This is a genomic window from Klebsiella sp. WP3-W18-ESBL-02, from assembly GCF_014168815.1.
Classification (GTDB): domain Bacteria; phylum Pseudomonadota; class Gammaproteobacteria; order Enterobacterales; family Enterobacteriaceae; genus Kluyvera; species Kluyvera ascorbata_B.
In genome coordinates this window covers 1,361,831-1,380,016 of sequence record NZ_AP021972.1, presented here as the reverse complement: position 1 = coordinate 1,380,016, position 18,186 = coordinate 1,361,831, and the positions used below count along the sequence as shown (strand labels likewise).

Here is an 18,186-nt window from a genome sequence, read left to right as displayed (position 1 = left end):
CCGGATGGCGCTTCGCTTATCCGGCCTACAGGCTGCACGATTTGTAGGCCGGATAAGCGAAGCGCCATCCGGCATTAACGCGGTTACTTGCCTTTATTCTGCTGTTCAATCGACGCCAGAATCCCACGCAGGATGTTCAGCTCCTGGCTTTCCGGACGGGCGCGGGTAAACAGACGACGCAGCTTATTCATCACCTGCCCCGGGTGGTTCTCACGGATAAAGCCGGTCGACAGCAGCGTCTGCTCGAGGTGGCCGTAGAATCGCTCAAGATCGTCTACCAGCGGGTACGGCGTCTCTTCGTGTTCCACTTTCGCTTCGCCGCTTTCCTGTGCCGCCAGCCAGGCCATGCGCACTTCGTAGGCAATAACCTGCACCGCCATCGCCAGGTTCAGCGAGCTGTACTCAGGGTTCGCGGCAATGGCTACGTGATAGTGGCATTTCTGCAGCTCGTCGTTAGTCAAGCCCACACGTTCGCGGCCAAACACCAGCGCTACCGGCGCATGCTCGGCTTCAGACACGCTTTTCAGGCCGCATTCGCGCGGATCGAGCATCGGCCACGGCAGCGTGCGGGAGCGCGCGCTGGTCCCAACGACCAGGCTACAGCCGGCCAGCGCTTCATCGAGGGTATCGACGATTTGCGCATTGCCGATCACATCACTCGCACCGGCCGCCAGGGCGATGGCCTGAGAGTCCGGTTTTACCAGCGGGTTGACCAGCCACAGGTTCGTTAAACCCATGGTTTTCATAGCACGGGCAACGGAGCCCATGTTGCCGGTGTGGGAGGTTTCGACCAGCACGATTCGGATATTTTGCAGCATTGTCATTCTTCGTCTAAAGATTATTCGTCCATATTACCATAAAGCTGAGACAGAATCCGAATTCGCTGCTATGATATGCGCCGTTTTCCCGTTCTTTAACATCCAGTGAGAGTAACCTGATGCATCCGATGCTGAACATCGCCGTGCGCGCAGCGCGCAAGGCGGGTAACCTGATTGCCAAAAACTACGAAACGCCAGAAGCTGTTGAAGCGAGCCAGAAAGGCAGCAATGATTTCGTGACCAACGTAGATAAAGCAGCCGAAGCTGTCATTATCGACACCATTCGCAAATCTTACCCGCAACACACCATTATCACCGAAGAAAGCGGTGAACATGTTGGCGAAGATCTGGATGTTCAATGGGTTATCGATCCGCTGGATGGCACCACCAACTTCATCAAACGTCTGCCACACTTCTCTGTTTCTATCGCCGTACGCATTAAAGGCCGTACCGAAGTCGCCGTGGTTTACGATCCAATGCGCAACGAACTGTTCACCGCCACCCGCGGCCAGGGCGCACAGCTCAACGGTTACCGTCTGCGCGGCAGCAATGCTCGCGACCTGGATGGCACCATCATCGCCACCGGTTTCCCGTTCAAAGCCAAGCAGCACGCGACCGCTTACATGAACATCCTCGGCAAAATGTTTACCGAATGCGCGGACTTCCGTCGTTCCGGTTCCGCTGCGCTGGATCTGGCCTACCTGGCCGCCGCGCGCGTTGACGGCTACTTCGAAATCGGCCTGAAACCGTGGGACTTCGCCGCAGGCGAGCTGATCGCACGTGAAGCAGGCGCGCTGGTCTGCGACTTCGTTGGCGGCCACAACTACATGATGACCGGCAACATCGTTGCGGGTAACCCGCGCGTCGTGAAAGCGATGCTGGCGAACATGCGCGATGAGCTGAGCGAAGCGCTGAAGCGCTAAGTCAGCCATGCCCGGTGGCGCTTCGCTTACCGGGCATCAGAGATCGGCCGGATAAGGCGTCGCCGCCATCCGGCTTTTAAAATGGCCTGAGCCCTCTGCCTACCGGCACCGCACTCATCCACATCACCACCGCCGCCGTCAGTAAAACCACGCCCCCCGCTAATGCCAGCGTCGTCCAGCCAATCTGCCGCCACAGCGCCGGCGTTTTATGGCCACTGAGCTTCACCGCCAGCGTGCGAAAACCGTGTACCAATAGCGCCAGCGACGAGATAGTCAACGATGTTCCGGCCGCCATGGCCAGCGCCGAAGCCACACCCCAGGCAAAGACGCCAATCACCTTACTGAACAGCAGAACCATAATGGCGCCAGAGCACGGACGCATCCCCATCGACAAAATAATCATCAGCCGGGCACGCCAGTCATCCCCCTGCTCAAGCTGCTGAGGGTCGGGCAGATGCTGATGCCCGCAGCCACAGTTCTCGTGGTGGACATGATGCGACGTGAAGGCGGTAAATTTAGGTTTACGCAGCAGCACGCGCAGCTTCTTCAGCGCCCGCCAGCACAGCAGCAGCCCCAGAACGCCCACCAGCGCATAGCTCCCCTTCTCCAGCCAGAAACTGCTGAGATGCAGCTGCCGCGCCGGAAGCCGTAATACGGTGAGCACAATAACCACCAACGCTATCGCCACGACCCCTTGTAATAATGAGGAGGCAAGCGTCAGGCCAATGCTTGATTTGAGTTTTGACGGGTGTGTCGCCAGCCAGGTGGTGATCACCACTTTGCCATGCCCTGGCCCCAGCGCATGCAGCACGCCATAGATAAAGCTGAACAGCAGCAATGTGCCACCGGCCTGAGTCGGATTTGCCGCGACCGCTTTCAGCAGGCTGCTCATCTGCTGGTTCACTTCGCGCTGCCAGACCACGCTTTTCAACATCACCTGCGGCCAGGCCTGCCACAGCCACAGCAGCCCGACGGCGGCGGCAAGTAAAAACAGCGCCAGCGGCCAGAGCTGAGCCCAATGACGCGCCGGGCGTCGGTTAACGGAAATCACTGACATTGTACGGTGACCTTCTGCGCAAACTGTTTACCCAGCTCCATATCCTCTTCCGGCGCATCTTCTTTATCCAGCGACTGGGCGTAGGAGAGCATTTCTTCATTAGGCTGCGGCGTGTGGACCGTCACCCGACAGGCGCCTTTGACATCGGCGGCAAACGCAACATCGCTGTCTTTTTCGTAATGCATATCAACATAGTACGTTGGATCGAACGTCGAAAACGTATAGGTCTGCCCGGCCAGCGGCTGCGGCGTAGCCAGCGGCAGCGTAAACGTCAGCACCGCCTGATGCTCCTGGCGCGCCAGACCATAGTCGGTGGGTAGATTCTCAAACTTAACCTTTTTACCGTTATGCCAGAATTCGGTGAAATAGTGCTGCCCGAGGACGTTCGCCATGACCTCCGCCGCCAGCTTTTTCCACACCTCATCGCCCGGTTTTGCGTTACCTGCGTCATACAGCAGGTCAGCCGAGGTCAGTTCATCCATCACCCAACGCATTTTCATGCCCGTCAGTTGCCCGTCGCTGACCAGCAGCTGATTAGTGATGGAAATAAAGCTATGCGGGTGCGCCCGGGCGCTTAATGATAAAAGCGCAAGAAACACCATAACCACGCATTGTTTCACTCTCTTCATCCGTTCCTCAGTGAAAAATTCTGTGAGCGCCGCCAGCATTCCTTAGCGAAAGCGCCATGGTCGCCGCGATCTATTGTCTATTCTTATCCTAATTAATTTCACTGGATGCCCGCAGATGATGACCGTACTTGAACCGCCATCTGTGCTTTCCAGTCCCCAGCGCCGCTGCCAGGCGCTGCTGATGCTGTATCTCCCCGGGCAAACCATGACTGCGGAATACATTGGCGCAATCAATAATGTCGATGTTTTAACCGCCCGGCAAGATATCGTCGACACCGGCGAGGAGATCGCGCGTTATCATCGTCTGGCAATCGCCACTCAGGCGGACGGCAGCTATCGGATTGAAGGCACCGCCCTTAACCTTCGCCTGTGCCTGCTGCACTGGCTGCGGCGCGCGCTGCGTTTATGTCCACGCTTCGTCGCTGAACATTTTACACCGGCGATCAAAACGCAGCTGAAACAGCTGAAGATTGCCCGCACGCTGTATGATGAAACCAACCTCCAGGCACTGGTTAACCGCTGCGCGCGTGGCCTGCAACGCGAGTTTGAACATCGTGACGGTCAGTTTTTACGTCTGTACTTACAATACTGTCTGCTGCAACACCATCAGGGTATCAGCCCGGTTTTCAATCCGCAGCAAAGCGCCTGGACCCAGCCAACCGACGAGTTTCACATGGCGGCGGACATCGTTCACCACTGGCAGCGGCGGGTGATGCAAATACCCCATCCTTACGAACAGCATTTTCTGGCGCTGCTGTTTATGCTGCTGAAGATCCCCAATCCTCACGAGGAAGGGCGCGATCGGGCACGGCAGCTTCACCTTGCGATCGTCCACATGGTGGATCGTTTCCAGCAGGTGGCCGGATGCCGGTTCACCGATGAACGCGGATTACATAACCAACTTTACGTGCATCTGTCGCAGGCGCTTAACCGCTGCGTGTTTGAGATCGGGATCGATCATCACCTCCCTGAAGAGATCCACCGTCTGTATCCGCGGCTTATTCGCACCACCCGCACGGCGCTGGCCGACTTTGAGGCGAGTTATACCCTGCGCTTCAGCGATGACGAAGCCGCGCTCGTGGCGATCATTTTTGGTGCGGGGCTGATGCAGGAAAGCGAGCTGCATGAAAAACAGGTCGTACTGCTCACCGGAGATAATCCGACGCTGGAACAAGAAATTGAGCAGCAGCTACGGGAGCTGACCCTGCTGCCGCTCAACGTGAAATATCTGGCGGCGCATACCTTCCAGAAAGAAGGGGCGCCAAAAGACAGCACGCTGGTGATTTCACCCTATGCCATCGTACTGCCGCTGTTTTCACCGCCGCTGATTCACGCCGAACAGTCGCTCAGCGAGCACCAGCAGCAGCGTATCTGCCAGATACTGGAGACCTAGCGGGCCACCGCTTTCGGCCGCAGGACCATCGCAGGCAGCGCGACCAGCGCCATGACCCAGAACAGCCCCTGATGCAGATGCTGGTAAAGATAACCCGAAAACATGGTCATCACCGCGATGCTGCCGCCCATCGCCACCGCAGAATACACCGCCTGTAGACGGATCACTTCGCTGCCCTGGCGTGCGGCAATATAGCGCATCGCCGCCAGGTGACAAACGGTGAAGGTACCGCAGTGCAAAATCTGAATCAGGATCAGCCACGGCAGGCTGGTCGTCCAGCCCATCAGCCCCCAACGAATCACGCCGCAAATGGCGGAGAGCAGCAGCAGATCCCGCGCGCTAAAGCGGCGAAACACCTTTTTACTGAGCGCAAAGGTAACGACTTCCGCCACCACCCCCAGCGACCACAGATAGCCCACGGCCGATGCCGAATAGCCCGCCCCTTGCCAGAAAATAGCGCTGAAGCCGTAATACGCCGCGTGCGCCCCTTGCAGCAGGCTGACGCAGGCGAGGAATCGCCAGTTTTGCGTGACCAGCGAGCGCCAGGCAGGCCAGCCCACTGATTCCTGATGGCGCGACTCGCCGAGCGGCATCACCGACGGCGTCAGCAGCATGCCTAACAGCATAGAGGCCACGCCCAGGCTGAGCATCAACAGAATGACATGATAATCATACAGACTGACCAGCTTTCCGGTCAGCGCCGAGCCAATCACAAAGGCTATCGATCCCCACAGGCGCACCCGCCCGTAGTCCATGGTTATCTGTTTTTGCCAGGTATTGGCCAGCGCGTCGGTGAGCGGCACCAGCGGCGAGAAAAAGAGGTTAAAGCCAATCATCACCACCATCAGCCACGCTACGTGGCTGCCCGCCCAGAAGGCCAGCGCAAACAGCAGCGTCATCAGCGCCAGAATTCGCAGCACGCTAATCAACCGCGAGGGTGAGCTGACGCGCGGCGCAATCAGCAGGCTACCGAGAAAACGGGCCACCAGGCCGGCGCCGAGCAGAAGACCGATGGTTTCGGGAGAAAGTCCTGCGCCTTTGAGCCACACGCTCCAGAAAGGCAGAAAAATACCGTAGCTAAAAAAGTAGGTGAAGTAACTGAGCGCCAGCCAGCGCGTGGAGTGCAATGCCATGGGTCCTCCCGGATTGGAGGACATAGTCTAATAACTCATCCCACATTCAGGAGAGAACTAACGTTCACGGTTAGCAGAAAATTGTGATGCACATCACCTTATAGAACTCAAACCTATCGGACATAATGCCTCAGGCCCGCGCCGACACACACGCTAGCCTTCCGTTGGTAATAGCGGCCGCTGCGCCAGTTCAATAAAATCACGCAGGGCGGGCTTCAGCTCGCCTTTTTTCCACGCCATCAGCAGCGCCAGCGTCGGCGCATCGCCTTTAATCGGCCGAAAAACCACCTGCCCGGTATTAAAATTATTCATATAACCGGGTATCAAAGTCGCGCCCAGCCCCATACCAACGAGATTCATCGTCACCAGAATATTGGTCGCGACCTGCACGATATTTGGCTGGCTATGCTCTTTCTCAAACCATGTTTTCACCACCGACGACAGTTCACCGGAATAGTCGGGATCGGTGGTAACAAAATTGATACCGTGCAACTGCTGGGCAGAAATGCTGTGCTCATTAGCCAGCGGATGACCAACCGGCAGCACCACCACCAGCGGTTCATGAAACAGCTCGATCGATTCAATATCCTGGCCGTGAATGGGGTAGCGCATCAGTCCGACATCCAGTTCGCCGCTGCGCAGCTTCTCTTCCTGTTGGGTCGTGATAAGGCTCGCCAGCTCAATATGGGTATCCGGCCGGCGCAGACGCAGCACCGGCAGCACCTTTGGCAGCAGGTTCACTTCGGCGGAGGGGACAAAACCAATCGCCAGATGGTCATTGCTTTGCGCCGCCTTCCGGGCGCGCAGCTTGGCCTGTTCCGCGTTATCCAGAATAGCCTGTGCATCCTGCAAAAAGCACTCGCCTGCGACCGTTAACGTCACTTTACGCTTATCGCGCTCCAGCAACGACACGCCCACGCACTGCTCCAGATCGCGTATCTGGCTACTCAGAGAAGGCTGTGAGGTATGCAGTTTTTCGGCGGCGCGCGTGAAGTTTAACGCCTGCGCCACCGCGACGAAGTAGCGTAGGTGCCTCAGTTCCATCTCTCCTCCTTGTCATCGAAAAAACGTCTCAGCTGGTAGAAATTATCTATTTCACATATCGATAACCCACAAGCAACATAAGAATGACACAAAAATGGAAAGGTCAATACCTCTTACCCCGCAGGATTAAAAATATGACCATAAAAAACCCTACTGACGTCTACCAGCTGGTCGACACCCAAAACGGTCGTGTCACGCCACGCATTTACACCGATCCTGACATCTATCAGCTTGAGCTGGAACGTATCTTTGGCCGCTGCTGGCTGTTTCTCGCCCACGAAAGCCAAATTCCCAAACCCGGTGATTTTTTTAACACCTACATGGGCGAGGATGCGGTGGTGGTGGTTCGCCAGAAAGACGGCAGCATCAAAGCGTTTCTCAACCAGTGCCGCCACCGCGCGATGCGCGTCAGCTACGCCGACTGCGGCAATACCCGCGCCTTCACCTGCCCGTATCACGGCTGGTCGTACGGCATTAACGGCGAGCTGATCGACGTCCCGCTGGAGCCACGCGCTTATCCGCAAGGTTTATGCAAATCCCACTGGGGGCTAAACGAAGTGCCATGCGTCGAGAGCTATAAAGGGCTGATTTTCGGCAACTGGGACACCACCGCACCCACGCTTGGCGATTATCTCGGCGACATCGCCTGGTATCTCGATGGCGTGCTCGACCGCCGTGAAGGCGGCACCGAAATCGTCGGTGGAGTCCAGAAGTGGACCATCGACTGCAACTGGAAATTCCCCGCCGAACAGTTTGCCAGCGACCAGTATCACGCGCTGTTCAGCCATGCTTCTGCGGTGCAGGTGCTGGGGGCGAAAGACGACGGCAGCGATAAGCGCCTCGGCGACGGTCAGACCGCCCGCCCGGTGTGGGAAACCGCCAAAGATGCGCTACAGTTCGGCCAGGACGGCCACGGCAGCGGTTTCTTCTTTACTGAAAACCCCGATGCCAACGTGTGGGTCGACGGCGAAGTCTCCAGCTACTACCGCGACACCTACGAAGAGGCCGAACAGCGTCTGGGCAAAGTTCGCGCCCTGCGTCTTGCCGGTCACAACAACATTTTCCCCACCCTCTCCTGGCTGAACGGCACCGCCACGCTGCGCGTCTGGCACCCGCGCGGGCCGGATCGGGTTGAAGTGTGGGCGTTCTGTATTACCGATAAAGCCGCCTCCGACGAGGTGAAAGCCGCATTTGAAAACAGCGCTACCCGCGCCTTTGGTCCGGCCGGATTCCTTGAACAGGACGATTCGGAAAACTGGTGCGAGATTCAAAAACTGCTGAAGGGCCACCGGGCGCGCAACACTAACCTGTGCCTCGAAATGGGCTTAGGCCAGGAAAAGCGCCGCGAAGACGGCATTCCGGGCATCACCAACTACATCTTTTCGGAAACCGCCGCGCGCGGCATGTATCAGCGCTGGGCCGATCTGCTCAGCAGCGAAAGCTGGCAGGACGTGCACGACAAAACCGCCGCCTACCAGCAGGAGGTGATGAAATGAGCGCTTTAGTTTCTCTTGAGCTGCATCATCGCATCAGCCAGTTTCTGTATGAAGAAGCGCGTTTGCTGGACGACTGGCAGTTTCGCGACTGGCTGGCGCAGCTGGATGATGACATTCGCTATACCATGCGTACCACGGTGAACGCCCAGACGCGCGACCGTCGCAAAGGCGTACAGCCGCCGACCACCTGGATTTTCAACGACAACAAAGACCAGCTTGAGCGCCGCATCGCGCGGCTGGAAACCGGCATGGCCTGGGCGGAAGAACCGCCGTCGCGTACCCGTCATCTGGTTAGCAACTTACAAATCAGCGAAACCGACGTGCCCGGCGTGTTCGCCGTGCGCCTCAACTATCTGCTGTATCGCGCGCAAAAAGAGCGGGACGAGACGTTTTACGTCGGCACGCGCGTGGACAAAGTCCGTCGTTTGCCCGGCGATGAGTGGCGCTTACTGGCACGCGAGATCGTGCTGGATCAAGCGGTGATCACCTCCCATAACCTGAGTGTACTGTTCTGATGAGCCGTGTATTTGCCTGCTCCGCCACGGAGCTGCCGGATGGTGAAGCCCTCCGGCTGGAAACCTCGCCCGTCATCGCCCTGTTCAACGTTGGCGGCGAGTTTTATGCCATTAACGATCGCTGTAGCCACGGTAACGCCTCGATGTCCGAAGGTTATCTGGAAGAAGATGCCACGGTGGAATGCCCGCTGCACGCGGCCAGCTTCTGCCTGAAAACCGGTAAAGCGCTGTGCTTACCTGCCACCGATCCGCTGACCACCTACGCGGTTTACGTGGAAGGTAGCGATGTATTTGTTGATATTCCAGAGGACGCCCGATGAGCGATTTACGCGACAACGTGGTTTTCATTACCGGCGGCGGCTCCGGCCTCGGTCTGGCGCTGGTCGAGCGCTTTATTGAAGAAGGCGCGAAGGTCGCCACGCTCGAACTGTCACCAGCCAAAGTCGCCAGCCTGCGCCAGCGTTTTGGCGAACATGTGCTGGCGGTGGAAGGCAACGTCACCTGCTACGCCGACTATCAGCGCGCGGTCGATCAAATCCTCACCGCGTTTGGCAAACTGGACTGTTTTATTGGCAATGCGGGCATCTGGGATCATAACGCAACGCTGGTGAACACCTCTGCTGAGGCGCTGGAGAGCGGCTTTCACGAACTGTTTAACGTTAACGTGCTAGGCTATCTGCTGGGTGCGAAAGCCTGCGCCCCGGCGCTTATCGCCAGCGAAGGCAGCATCATCTTTACCCTGTCCAACGCCGCGTGGTATCCGGGCGGCGGCGGGCCGCTGTATACCGCCTCGAAACATGCCGCCACCGGGCTGATTCGCCAGTTAGCCTACGAGCTGGCGCCGAAGGTGCGGGTGAACGGTGTCGGTCCGTGCGGTATGGCGACCGATCTGCGCGGCCCACAGGCGCTGGGGCAAAGCGATACCTCGATTATGCAATCGCTGACGCCGGAGAAAATCGCCGCCATTCTGCCGCTCCAGTTCTTCCCCGACCCAGCCGACTTTACCGGGCCATACGTGATGCTGGCATCGCGTCGTAACAACCGCACCTTAAGCGGCGTGATGATCAACGCCGACGCCGGGCTGGGGATCCGAGGGATCCGCCACGTCGCCGCTGGTCTGGATCTGTAAGGAGTCGTTATGAGTGAACACATTATTGCCATCATTGGCGGCGGTCAGGCGGGGGCAATGGCCGCTGCCGCGCTGCGCCAGCAAGGGTTTAACGGGCCGTTACACCTCTTTTCTGACGAGGCGCATCTGCCCTACGAGCGCCCGCCGCTGTCAAAAGCCATGCTGCTGGACGAAAATCCGCAGCTTCAGCCGGTGCTGCCCGCCAGTTGGTGGCAGGAACATAACGTGCAGCTGCATCTGGGCGTGACGCTTCGCGAGATTGATCGCGCCTCGCGTACGCTAACGCTCACCGATGGGCAAACCTACCGCTGGTCGCAGCTGCTGCTGGCTACCGGTGCAGCGGCCAGGCCTTTGCCGCTGCTGGATAAGCTGGGCGAGCGTTGCTTTACGCTGCGCCACGCTGGCGATGCCGAACGCCTGCGCGACGTCCTACAGCCGGGTAAGGCAATCGCGATCGTCGGTGCGGGCACGATTGGCCTGGAGCTGGCGGCGAGCGCCACCCAGCGCGGCTGCCAGGTGACTGTGGTCGAGATGGCGTCGTCGGTAATGGGCCGCAACGCCCCTGCTCCGGTGCGCGATTACCTGCTTGCCCGCCACCAGCAGGCGGGCGTGCGGGTGTTACTCAACAGCAGCATTGAACACGCCGAAGCGGGAGAGTTTCTCTCGCTGACGCTGCAAAACGGCGAGACGCTGCTGGCCGATGCGGTGATTTACGGTATCGGTATCGTGGCGAATGATGCGCTGGCCCGCGATGCCGGTCTGGAGGCAGCTAACGGCATTATCGTTGATACCGCCTGCTCCACCGCCGATCCGGCGATTTTCGCCGCCGGTGACGTGGCGCTAACGCGCCAGCCCGACGGTTCGCTGCGCCGCATCGAGAGCTGGGAAAATGCAAACCTTCAGGCGCAGACGGCAGCGGCAGCGATGCTCAACCTGCCTCCGCCCGCCGCCGGGCCGAGCTGGTTCTGGACCGATCAGTACAGCGATAACCTGCAGTTTATCGGCGACATGCACGGCGACAGCTGGCTGTGTCGTGGCGATCCGAATGCGCATCAAGCCATCTGGTTCCAGCTGCGCGAAGGCGTACTGGTCGGTGCCGTCGCGCTGAATAACGGGCGCGACGTACGCGTACTGCGCAAGCTTATCCAATCGGGACGATCGGTCAGTGAAACCGCGCTGTGTGATGAAAGCGTTGCATTGAAGTCGCTTTAACACGTTCAGACCTCCTTTCCCTACGGAAAGGAGGTCTATCGACGTTGTTGACTCAACCAACAGCCAAATGACTGATTTCTCGTTCCTGTGTGGCAAGTCACAAAATTATGTATTACGTTTAAAACATACATACTTACACTAAGGAACGGCCATGAACTCGCTTCGCTATCTCGACTTTGGCGCCTCACGCGATTTGCTGCTGCTAATCGCCCGTATCGCCATTGTGCTGCTGTTTATTCTCTCCGGTTACCCCAAAATGCTTCACTACGACGGCACGGTGCAGTACATGGCGTCAATCGGTACGCCGATGCCCGCGCTGGCGGCGATTATCGCGATTGTGATGGAAGTTCCGGCCGTTATTCTGATCATTCTTGGCTTCTTCACTCGTCCTCTGGCGATTATCTTTCTGTTCTATACGCTAGGGACGGCGGTGATAGGCCTCCATTACTGGGATATGACCGGCGATGCGGTGATGGCGAATATGATTAACTTCTATAAGAACATCAGTATCGCGGGGGCGTTCCTGCTGCTGGCCATTGTCGGGCCGGGGAAAATTTCGCTGGATCGGCGCTAGCTTTTTTCCTGGTGGCGGCTTCGCCTTATCAGGCCTGCGCAGCATGTCGGCTCGATAAGCGTAGCGCCATCGGGCATAAAAAAAGGCCGCATTCGCGGCCTTTTTTTACATCTGACGATTAGCGCTTATGCGTAAACCGGGAAGCGAGCGCAGATATCCAGCACTTTTGCTTTCACGCGTTCGATGGTGGCTTCATCATTGATGTTATCCAGCACGTCACACATCCAGCCAGCCAGCTCCTTCGCTTCCGCTTCTTTGAAGCCGCGGCGAGTGATAGCCGGAGAACCGATGCGGATACCGGAAGTCACAAACGGGCTCTTCGGATCGTTCGGCACGCTGTTTTTGTTCACGGTGATGTTAGCGCGACCCAGGGCAGCGTCAGCTTCTTTACCGGTCAGGTTTTTATCCACCAGGTCCAGCAGGAACAGGTGGTTTTCAGTCCCGCCAGACACCACTTTGTAACCGCGGTTCAGGAACACTTCCACCATCGCTTTGGCGTTTTTCGCAACCTGCTGCTGGTAGACTTTGAACTCCGGCTCCATCGCTTCTTTCAGCGCTACCGCTTTACCGGCAATCACGTGCATCAGCGGGCCGCCCTGCGCGCTTGGGAACACGGCAGAGTTCAGTTTTTTGTACAGCTCTTCATCACCACCTTTCGCCAGGATCAGGCCGCCGCGCGGACCCGCCAGGGTTTTGTGGGTCGTGGTGGTCACAACGTGAGCATGCGGAACCGGGTTCGGGTAAACGCCTGCGGCAATCAGACCCGCAACGTGCGCCATGTCAACGAACAGGTAAGCGCCGATGCTGTCGGCGATTTCACGCATTTTTGCCCAATCGACTACGCCGGAGTAAGCAGAGAAGCCGCCGATGATCATCTTCGGTTTGTGGGTCTGCGCCAGCTTGGCCATTTCTTCGTAGTCAATTTTGCCGGACTCGTCGATACCATAAGGCACGATGTTGTACAGTTTGCCGGAGAAGTTAACCGGAGAGCCGTGAGTCAGGTGGCCGCCCTGCGCCAGGTTCATACCCAGCACGGTATCGCCCGGCTGCAGCAGCGCGGTGTAGACAGCAAAGTTAGCCTGAGAACCCGAGTGCGGCTGAACGTTAGCATAGTCGGCGCCGAACAGTTCTTTCGCGCGGTCGATAGCCAGCTGTTCCACGATATCGACGTATTCACAGCCGCCGTAGTAACGCTTACCCGGATAACCTTCAGCATATTTGTTGGTCAGCTGAGAGCCCTGCGCCTGCATAACGCGTGGGCTGGTGTAGTTTTCGGAGGCGATCAGTTCAATGTGCTCTTCCTGACGTACTTTTTCTTGCTCCATAGCCTGCCACAGTTCGGCATCATAATCGGCAATGTTCATTTCACGCTTTAACATCCGCATCTCCTGACTCAGCTAACAATAAAATTTTGGCCTGAAAAAGGCAGTCCTGTTGGACAACGGCCCACAGTATAACTGATTAGTTCTGTGATAACAGGTCTTGACAAACGAAATTACGCAAACGTTTACCTTCAGGCTGCACAAGGGCTTGAGGAATAAAGCACTTGATAAGGTAAACGGATTTCTTTTCAGGATTGTGATGCGAATAATTCATGTTGTAACCGCGATGATGCATTGTCACAAAGAACCATTTACAAAGAAGGGTTATTTTTATAAGATGCATTTAACATGCAACAATAGATAACACGTAAGGAAAACCTGCCATGCTAGATGCTCAAACCATCGCGACCGTGAAAGCCACCATTCCGCTGCTGGTTGAAACCGGCCCGAAGCTCACCGCCCACTTTTATGACCGGATGTTTACCCATAATCCGGAGCTGAAAGAGATTTTCAATATGAGCAACCAGCGCAACGGCGATCAGCGTGAAGCGCTGTTCAACGCGATTGCCGCCTATGCCAGTAATATTGAAAATCTGCCGGCTCTGCTGCCAGCGGTGGAGAAAATTGCGCAGAAGCACACTAGCTTCCAGATTAAGCCAGAGCAGTACAACATTGTCGGTGCTCATCTGTTAGCGACGCTGGATGAGATGTTCAGCCCGGGTCAGGAAGTGCTGGACGCATGGGGTAAAGCCTACGGCGTGCTGGCCGGCGTGTTTATCCAGCGTGAAGCGGAGATCTATCAGGACAACGCCAACAAAACCGGCGGCTGGGAAGGCACTCGTGCTTTCCGCATCGTCAAAAAAATCCCGCAAAGCGCGCTGGTCGCCAGCTTCGAAATGGAACCGGTAGACGGTGAGCCCGTCGCGGATTATCAGCCGGGGCAGTATCTGGCGGTCTGGCTGAAGCCGGAAGATTTTGCATTCCAGGAAATTCGTCAGTATTCACTGACGCGCAGCCCGAACGGTAAGGGTTACCGCATTGCGGTAAAACGCGAAAACGGCGGCCAGGTTTCAAACTGGCTGCATAACGCGGCAAAAGAAGGCGATGTTATCCATCTGGCTGCACCTGCTGGCGATTTCTTCCTGAATGTTTCCGCGCAGACGCCGGTTACCTTGATTTCCGGCGGCGTCGGCCAGACGCCGATGCTGGCGATGCTGGATAGTCTGGCCAAACGCCACCATCCGGCGCAGGTAAACTGGTTCCACGCGGCGGAAAACGGTGAAGTTCACGCCTTTGCGGATGAAGTGAAGGCCCACGGCGCAGCGCTGCCGCACTTCCGCTCGCATGTGTGGTATCGCACGCCAACCGACGCCGATCGCGAAGCAGGTGCCTTTGATAGCGAAGGCCTGATGACGCTGGCCCCGCTGGCAGAAAGTCTGCAGGACCCGCAGATGCAGTTCTATCTCTGTGGCCCGATTGCCTTTATGCAACACGCCGCGAAACAGCTGGTGGCGCAGGGCATCAACGCCGAACGCATTCATTACGAATGCTTCGGGCCGCACAAAGTTCTGTAATTATTTCTTTCCAGGCGGGCATGATTGCCCGCCTGCCTCTCCCTGCCAACGCTCGCTGAGGTCAAAAAAACGGGTAGTTAATTGTGTTATGATTAGGCCTCTATCCTATTTTTTATCCTTTGGCGATTCATTTATATGCAACAACCGGTCGTACGCGTTGGGGAATGGCTGATCGCACCCTCTATTAATCAAATCAGCCGCCCTGGACAACAGCTCACCCTGGAACCTCGATTAATCGATTTGCTGATGTACTTTGCCCAGCATCCGGGTGAAGTGCTGAGCCGTGATGAACTGATCGATAATATCTGGATGCGCAACATGGTGACCAGCCACGTGGTCACCCAGAGCATTTCTGAACTACGCAAGTCGCTTCGCAGCGGCGATGATGGTCACGCTGAATACATTATAACCGTCCCGAAACGCGGCTATCAGCTGACGGCAGAAGTGACCTGGCTCGATGAAACCGACACGGGTGCCGATATCCCGCCGCCGGTAACATCCCCTACCGCAACAGCAACCGTACCCACAGCGCAGCCCCTTCCCGCCCCAGAAAATACGCCCGCTGCCGTGACGCCGCCAGGAGCCCAGCGTCGCTGGTTTTCCAGTTTCTGGACCCAGTGCGCCTTTTTACTGTCGCTGGGCGTGCTGATTGCCATGGTGCTGCTGACCGTCGTTCGTCCGCATCCACAGATTACGCGCTCGCACCTGCTGCTCAACCCGCGCGATATTGATGTGCGCTTCGAGCCAGGGGTGTCATGCAATAACTGGGCATCACAGCAGGCCTACGCTATTGGGCTGGGAACGCTGATCACCACATCGCTGAACACTTACTCCACCTTTATGGTGCACGACAAAACCAACTATAACGTTAACGAGCCCAGCAGTTCGGGGAAAACGCTGACCATTAGCTTTGTGAACCAGCGCCATTACCGCGCGCAGCAGTGCTTTATGTCGGTGTTGCTGGTCGATAACGCCGACGGCTCGACCATGCTTGATAAGCGCTATTTCGTCACCGACAGCAACCTGGTCTCCATTCAACGCGATCTGTTCGATAGCCTTTCCACCGCGCTAACCCAGCCGTGGCCAGAGCAAGTACAGGAGCAACTGGCGCATCTGGATCTCACACAGCCGCTGTCGCTGGCGCAGTTTTATCAGGCGCTGCTGCTGATTTCTGACGGCGATGCGCCATCATTAACCAAAGCCAGCTCATTGCTGGATAGCATTATTAAGCAGTCGCCAGATTTTGCCTACGGCTACGCGCAGAAGGCAATGGTTGATGTATTACGCCATTCTCAGCAGCCTTTTGATAGCCAACAGCTGCTGGCGCTCAGTAAAGAATTAGACAAAGTCGAAAAAATGCCGGAAATGCAAAATAGCGGCATCCTGTTCCGTATTCAGGCAATTAATGCACTGGGGACAGGGAACATCGATAGCGCCTATGAAGCGATTAATAAAAGTATCGATCTGGAAATGTCATGGCTGAACTACGTGATATTAGGAAAGGTATACGAAATGAAAGGCGAGAATCGTCTTGCAGCCGATGCTTATATTACCGCGTTTAATTTACGCCCCGGCGACAATACGCTGTACTGGATTGAAAATGGCGTATTCCAAACATCGATAGAAAAAATTGTTCCGTATCTGCAAACTTTCCTACCTAAAGAATCATAGCGAACGACACTGGGTTATTTTTACGGTTAAATAAAGTAATCAAAAATGTAATATTGATGTTGCCATAAGGTATTTATTGTTACCAGATGGCAACATCTCCCTCCAAAAATAAAATCACATACCCACTTGTAATTACTAATAATTTATCTTTTCGTGATATAAAGTTTTTATCCTGACATGTTAATGTCAAAAGCTAAAAACCTCATCTTTTTCAAGTTTGTGTTTATTTCACTTTTACTTTAGGACTTCCCTTATTCCGCTCAGTAACATGGTCGCCAGTTGGTCGGATCGCTCGCCATAGCTCACCTCGCGATCCGATCTTAAAAATACTGTTCAGGAGAAAAGAACATGAGTTCTGCCAAAAAGATCGGGCTATTCGCCTGTACCGGCGTCGTCGCCGGGAATATGATGGGGAGCGGTATTGCGTTATTACCAGCGAACCTCGCCAGCATTGGCGGTATTGCTATTTGGGGTTGGGTAATTTCTATTATCGGGGCAATGTCCCTGGCTTATGTTTATGCGCGACTGGCAACAAAAAACCCTCAACAGGGTGGGCCAATTGCCTACGCGGGTGAATTATCACCGGCATTTGGTTTCCAGACTGGTGTCCTTTATTATCACGCCAACTGGATTGGTAACCTGGCTATCGGGATTACCGCCGTCTCTTATTTATCCACGTTCTTCCCGGTATTAAACGATCCTATTCCGGCAGGCATTGCCTGTATCGCTATCGTGTGGGTCTTTACCTTTGTCAACATGCTGGGGGGAGCCTGGGTTAGCCGTTTGACCACTATTGGCCTTTTCCTGGTGCTGATCCCGGTAGTTCTGACCGCCGTGGTGGGCTGGCACTGGTTTGATATGGCCACCTACCATGCAAACTGGAACACCTCTACCAGCACCGATCCACACGCGGTGATTAAAAGTATTCTGCTGTGCCTGTGGGCGTTTGTCGGCGTGGAATCTGCCGCCGTCAGCACCGGTATGGTGAAAAACCCGAAACGTACCGTGCCGCTGGCCACTATGCTGGGAACCGCAATCGCCGGTGTTATCTACATTGCGGCAACGCAGGTTATCTCTGGTATGTACCCGGCTTCCGTCATGGCAGCGTCCGGTGCGCCGTTCGCCATCAGCGCCTCCACCATTCTGGGCGGCTGGGCCGCGCCGCTGGTTTCTGCCTTCACCGCCTTTGCGTGCCTGACTTCGCTGGGCTCCTGGATGATGCTGGTTGGTCAGGCCGGGGTGCGCGCGGCCAACGATGGCAACTTCCCGAAAGTGTACGGTGAAGTTGATAGCAACGGTATTCCGAAAAAAGGTCTGCTGCTGGCCGCCGTTAAAATGACCGCGCTGATGGTTATCATCACCATCATGAACTCCAGCGGGGGTAAAGCCTCCGACCTGTTCGGTGAGCTGACCGGTATCGCCGTTCTGTTGACCATGCTGCCGTACTTCTACTCTTGCGTTGACCTGATTCGCTTCGAAGGCTTCAACATCCGTAACTCAGCAAGCCTGGTGTGCTCTGTGCTCGGCTGCGCATTCTGCTTCATCGCGCTGATGGGCGCCAACTCCTTCGAGCTGTCCGGCACCTTTATCGTCAGCCTGGTCATCCTGATGTTCTACGGCCGCAAAATGCACCAGCGTCAGCACAATGACAACGAAAACAATCCGGCTGAAGCGCACTAACCGCTAGCCCCTCCTA

At 56.3% G+C, this 18,186-nt stretch carries 17 protein-coding genes; 11 read left to right on the top strand and 6 right to left on the bottom strand.

Annotated features, from left to right (window positions below; translation table 11 throughout):
- Positions 1-83: 83 nt before the first annotated feature.
- Positions 84-818 (bottom strand): tRNA (cytosine(32)/uridine(32)-2'-O)-methyltransferase TrmJ, encoded by a 735-nt coding sequence (trmJ, locus tag H7R56_RS06615; RefSeq protein ID WP_106924083.1) that lies wholly within the window; start codon positions 816-818, stop codon positions 84-86.
- Positions 819-937: 119 nt separating this feature from the next.
- Between trmJ and suhB the strand changes: the two genes are divergently transcribed.
- Positions 938-1,741: an inositol-1-monophosphatase gene (suhB, locus tag H7R56_RS06610; protein WP_106924082.1), complete on the top strand. Its 804-nt coding sequence runs from the start codon at positions 938-940 to the stop codon at positions 1,739-1,741.
- Between the two features lie 76 nt (positions 1,742-1,817).
- On the opposite strand, the gene H7R56_RS06605 is transcribed toward suhB, so the two are convergent.
- Entirely contained in the window at positions 1,818-2,798 is a 981-nt protein-coding gene (locus H7R56_RS06605; protein WP_106924081.1) for a nickel/cobalt transporter, read from the bottom strand.
- Positions 2,789-3,427 carry a DUF1007 family protein gene (locus tag H7R56_RS06600; protein WP_106924435.1) on the bottom strand — a complete coding sequence of 213 codons (639 nt, stop codon included), beginning with the start codon at positions 3,425-3,427 and terminating at the stop codon, positions 2,789-2,791. Before H7R56_RS06600 ends, H7R56_RS06605 begins: the two co-directional genes overlap by 10 nt.
- Positions 3,428-3,542: 115 nt before the next feature.
- Here H7R56_RS06600 and csiE point away from each other — a divergent pair, with 115 nt between their 5' ends.
- Positions 3,543-4,820, top strand: coding sequence for a stationary phase inducible protein CsiE (gene csiE / locus H7R56_RS06595; RefSeq protein ID WP_106924080.1), 1,278 nt, complete (start codon positions 3,543-3,545; stop codon positions 4,818-4,820).
- On the opposite strand, the gene H7R56_RS06590 is transcribed toward csiE, so the two are convergent.
- Both H7R56_RS06590 and hcaR read right to left on the bottom strand, forming a co-directional pair.
- Positions 4,817-5,953, bottom strand: a complete 1,137-nt coding sequence (locus H7R56_RS06590; RefSeq protein ID WP_106924079.1) for a 3-phenylpropionate MFS transporter — start codon at positions 5,951-5,953, stop codon at positions 4,817-4,819. The two genes, csiE and H7R56_RS06590, sit on opposite strands and share 4 nt — an antisense overlap.
- A gap of 153 nt (positions 5,954-6,106) precedes the next feature.
- Positions 6,107-6,997, bottom strand: a complete 891-nt coding sequence (gene hcaR, locus H7R56_RS06585) for a DNA-binding transcriptional regulator HcaR (RefSeq protein WP_106924078.1) — start codon at positions 6,995-6,997, stop codon at positions 6,107-6,109.
- 134 nt (positions 6,998-7,131) lie between these two features.
- On the opposite strand from hcaR, the gene hcaE reads away from it, so the two are divergent.
- The 6 genes from hcaE to H7R56_RS06555 all read left to right on the top strand — a co-directional run bounded on the left by hcaE (position 7,132) and on the right by H7R56_RS06555 (position 11,923).
- Complete coding sequence (gene hcaE / locus H7R56_RS06580; protein WP_106924077.1) at positions 7,132-8,493, top strand: 3-phenylpropionate/cinnamic acid dioxygenase subunit alpha; 1,362 nt, start codon at positions 7,132-7,134, stop codon at positions 8,491-8,493.
- Positions 8,490-9,008: a 3-phenylpropionate/cinnamic acid dioxygenase subunit beta gene (hcaF, locus tag H7R56_RS06575; RefSeq protein ID WP_106924076.1), complete on the top strand. Its 519-nt coding sequence runs from the start codon at positions 8,490-8,492 to the stop codon at positions 9,006-9,008. The genes hcaE and hcaF overlap by 4 nt, the downstream gene beginning before the upstream one ends.
- Positions 9,008-9,328: a 3-phenylpropionate/cinnamic acid dioxygenase ferredoxin subunit gene (gene hcaC / locus H7R56_RS06570; protein WP_106924075.1), complete on the top strand. Its 321-nt coding sequence runs from the start codon at positions 9,008-9,010 to the stop codon at positions 9,326-9,328. Before hcaF ends, hcaC begins: the two co-directional genes overlap by 1 nt.
- Positions 9,325-10,137, top strand: a complete 813-nt coding sequence (hcaB, locus tag H7R56_RS06565) for a 3-phenylpropionate-dihydrodiol/cinnamic acid-dihydrodiol dehydrogenase (protein ID WP_106924074.1) — start codon at positions 9,325-9,327, stop codon at positions 10,135-10,137. Before hcaC ends, hcaB begins: the two co-directional genes overlap by 4 nt.
- A 9-nt stretch (positions 10,138-10,146) precedes the next feature.
- Positions 10,147-11,349 (top strand): phenylpropionate dioxygenase ferredoxin reductase subunit, encoded by a 1,203-nt coding sequence (hcaD, locus tag H7R56_RS06560; protein WP_106924073.1) that lies wholly within the window; start codon positions 10,147-10,149, stop codon positions 11,347-11,349.
- Between the two features lie 151 nt (positions 11,350-11,500).
- Positions 11,501-11,923 carry a DoxX family protein gene (locus tag H7R56_RS06555; protein WP_182928559.1) on the top strand — a complete coding sequence of 141 codons (423 nt, stop codon included), beginning with the start codon at positions 11,501-11,503 and terminating at the stop codon, positions 11,921-11,923.
- A 125-nt stretch (positions 11,924-12,048) separates the two neighbouring features.
- On the opposite strand, the gene glyA is transcribed toward H7R56_RS06555, so the two are convergent.
- Positions 12,049-13,302 carry a serine hydroxymethyltransferase gene (gene glyA, locus H7R56_RS06550; protein WP_106924071.1) on the bottom strand — a complete coding sequence of 418 codons (1,254 nt, stop codon included), beginning with the start codon at positions 13,300-13,302 and terminating at the stop codon, positions 12,049-12,051.
- A gap of 326 nt (positions 13,303-13,628) precedes the next feature.
- On the opposite strand from glyA, the gene hmpA reads away from it, so the two are divergent.
- From hmpA to cadB, 3 genes are all read left to right on the top strand, one after another.
- Positions 13,629-14,819 (top strand): NO-inducible flavohemoprotein, encoded by a 1,191-nt coding sequence (gene hmpA / locus H7R56_RS06545; protein ID WP_106924070.1) that lies wholly within the window; start codon positions 13,629-13,631, stop codon positions 14,817-14,819.
- A gap of 135 nt (positions 14,820-14,954) precedes the next feature.
- Entirely contained in the window at positions 14,955-16,490 is a 1,536-nt protein-coding gene (gene cadC / locus H7R56_RS06540) for a lysine decarboxylation/transport transcriptional activator CadC (RefSeq protein ID WP_106924069.1), read from the top strand.
- A gap of 348 nt (positions 16,491-16,838) precedes the next feature.
- Complete coding sequence (cadB, locus tag H7R56_RS06535) at positions 16,839-18,170, top strand: cadaverine/lysine antiporter (protein ID WP_106924068.1); 1,332 nt, start codon at positions 16,839-16,841, stop codon at positions 18,168-18,170.
- The last annotated feature ends 16 nt before the right edge of the window (positions 18,171-18,186 follow it).

Coding starts and splice junctions, on each gene's coding strand:
- trmJ (WP_106924083.1), bottom strand. CDS start 818: ATGCTGCAAAATATCCGAATCGTGCTGGTCGAAACCTCCCACACCGGC.
- suhB (WP_106924082.1), top strand. CDS start 938: ATGCATCCGATGCTGAACATCGCCGTGCGCGCAGCGCGCAAGGCGGGT.
- H7R56_RS06605 (WP_106924081.1), bottom strand. CDS start 2,798: ATGTCAGTGATTTCCGTTAACCGACGCCCGGCGCGTCATTGGGCTCAG.
- H7R56_RS06600 (WP_106924435.1), bottom strand. CDS start 3,427: ATGAAGAGAGTGAAACAATGCGTGGTTATGGTGTTTCTTGCGCTTTTA.
- csiE (WP_106924080.1), top strand. CDS start 3,543: ATGATGACCGTACTTGAACCGCCATCTGTGCTTTCCAGTCCCCAGCGC.
- H7R56_RS06590 (WP_106924079.1), bottom strand. CDS start 5,953: ATGGCATTGCACTCCACGCGCTGGCTGGCGCTCAGTTACTTCACCTAC.
- hcaR (WP_106924078.1), bottom strand. CDS start 6,997: ATGGAACTGAGGCACCTACGCTACTTCGTCGCGGTGGCGCAGGCGTTA.
- hcaE (WP_106924077.1), top strand. CDS start 7,132: ATGACCATAAAAAACCCTACTGACGTCTACCAGCTGGTCGACACCCAA.
- hcaF (WP_106924076.1), top strand. CDS start 8,490: ATGAGCGCTTTAGTTTCTCTTGAGCTGCATCATCGCATCAGCCAGTTT.
- hcaC (WP_106924075.1), top strand. CDS start 9,008: ATGAGCCGTGTATTTGCCTGCTCCGCCACGGAGCTGCCGGATGGTGAA.
- hcaB (WP_106924074.1), top strand. CDS start 9,325: ATGAGCGATTTACGCGACAACGTGGTTTTCATTACCGGCGGCGGCTCC.
- hcaD (WP_106924073.1), top strand. CDS start 10,147: ATGAGTGAACACATTATTGCCATCATTGGCGGCGGTCAGGCGGGGGCA.
- H7R56_RS06555 (WP_182928559.1), top strand. CDS start 11,501: ATGAACTCGCTTCGCTATCTCGACTTTGGCGCCTCACGCGATTTGCTG.
- glyA (WP_106924071.1), bottom strand. CDS start 13,302: ATGTTAAAGCGTGAAATGAACATTGCCGATTATGATGCCGAACTGTGG.
- hmpA (WP_106924070.1), top strand. CDS start 13,629: ATGCTAGATGCTCAAACCATCGCGACCGTGAAAGCCACCATTCCGCTG.
- cadC (WP_106924069.1), top strand. CDS start 14,955: ATGCAACAACCGGTCGTACGCGTTGGGGAATGGCTGATCGCACCCTCT.
- cadB (WP_106924068.1), top strand. CDS start 16,839: ATGAGTTCTGCCAAAAAGATCGGGCTATTCGCCTGTACCGGCGTCGTC.